This is a genomic window from Arthrobacter sp. JCM 19049, assembly GCF_001310435.1.
In genome coordinates this window covers 1-1656 of the sequence record NZ_BAXF01000474.1, presented here as the reverse complement: position 1 = coordinate 1656, position 1656 = coordinate 1, and the positions used below count along the sequence as shown (strand labels likewise).

Below are 1656 nucleotides of genomic sequence, written 5' to 3'. Positions count from 1 at the left end.
GCCGCCAGGACCGGAACCCAGGTTTCGGGAAACCGGCGCCTTTTACGCCATGCACACCCCCGGCCTGCTGGCCAGCGGGCACCGCTTCTTCGGGACCCTGGCGATCCAGCAGGTACCGGTGGAGCACGGCATCGACATCGATTCGGAAGCCGACCTGCACTGGGCGGACCAGCAGGCGACCGGCGCCGCCGGACACATCGAGGTGGATGCGGTGGTCACCGACTTCGACGGGGTGCACACCCCGGACACCGCCTACCTGGATGAGCAGGGCACCGAATCGGTGCGGGTTTCGCGTTCAGACGGGATGGGGGTCGAACGGCTGCGGGCGGCCGGGGTGAAGTTCTTGATCCTGTCCAAGGAACGCAACCGGATCGTTTCCGCCCGCGCCGCGAAGCTGCAGGTGGAGGTCGCCCAGGGCATTGAGTCCAAGGCCGAATACCTCTCACGCTGGATGGCCGATGAGTCCATCAATCCCGCCCGGGTGGCCTATCTGGCAATGACGTCAATGACGTGCCCGCCATGGACTGGTGGGTTGGCCGGTCACCGTGGCCGATGCCCGTCCCGAGGCCCACCGTGTGGCCCGACACCGACTTACCCGTGCCGGAGGGTCCGGCGCGGTGCGTGAACTGGCCGAACTCGTGTTGGCCGCGCGCAGCAGGTAAAGACCGTCCGGGGTTGGTCCGCAGCCCCACGACCACAGACTTTCCACCACTACGAAAGGCAGTATCCATGACCACCGTGAACACCGAAATCAAGCCCGTTGCCATCGGCGAGCACCTGCTCGGTGCCGGCCAGCAGGTGTACGTGATCGGCGAAATCGGAATCAACCACAACGGTGACATCGAGATCGCCAAGCAGCTGATCGACGTGTCGGCGGCCGCCGGGGCGAACGCCGTGAAGTTCCAGAAGCGCACCCCGGAGATCTCCACCCCGATGGACATGCGCGACAAGATCCGCTCCACCCCGTGGGGCGAGATGACCTACCTGGACTACCGCTACCGGGTCGAGTTCGACCAGGCCCAGTACAAGGAGCTGATCTCCTACGCCGCCTCCAAGGGCATGCACGCCTTCGCCTCCCCCTGGGACGTTCCCTCGGTGGAGTTCATGGAGGCCCAGGGCGCGGTGACCCACAAGGTCGCCTCCGCCTCGGTCACCGACCTGGAGCTGCTGCGGGCGCTGGCCGAGACCGGCAAGCCGATCATCCTGTCCACCGGGATGTCCACCATCGAGCAGATCGACAAGGCCGTGGAAACCCTGGGCACCGACAAGCTGGTGCTGATGCACGCCACCTCCACCTACCCGCTGCCCCCGGAGGAGGCGAACCTGCGCACCATCGAGACCCTGCGCGATCGCTACCAGGTGCCGGTGGGCTACTCCGGGCACGAACGCGGCCTGCAGATCTCCCTGGCCGCCGTCGCCCTGGGCGCGGTCACCGTGGAACGCCACATCACGCTGGACCGCACCATGTGGGGCTCGGACCAGGCCTCCTCGCTGGAGCCCAAGGGCTTCGAGGCGCTGATCCGCGACATCCGCATCCTGGAGCAGGCCATGGGCGACGGGGTGAAGAAGGTCTTCCCCGGTGAGCTGGCCCCGCTCTCGCGCCTGCGCCGCGTCGACGGCTAACCCGGTCCCGCCCGGGAACCACCCCTGATTCCG

Annotated in this window: 1 protein-coding gene and 1 pseudogene; both read left to right on the top strand. The window is 67.3% G+C overall.

Annotated elements, in window-relative coordinates; genetic code table 11:
- A pseudogene (locus JCM19049_RS13520) lies at positions 1-625 on the top strand (hypothetical protein); the annotation flags it as partial.
- A gap of 104 nt (positions 626-729) precedes the next feature.
- On the top strand, positions 730-1623 hold the full coding sequence (locus JCM19049_RS13515; RefSeq protein ID WP_054821843.1) for an N-acetylneuraminate synthase family protein: 894 nt from the start codon (positions 730-732) through the stop codon (positions 1621-1623).
- Positions 1624-1656: the final 33 nt, after the last annotated feature.

What these genes read in the sequence shown, in the direction of transcription:
- JCM19049_RS13515 (WP_054821843.1), top strand. Translation starts at nt 730, where the DNA reads ATGACCACCGTGAACACCGAAATCAAGCCCGTTGCCATCGGCGAGCAC.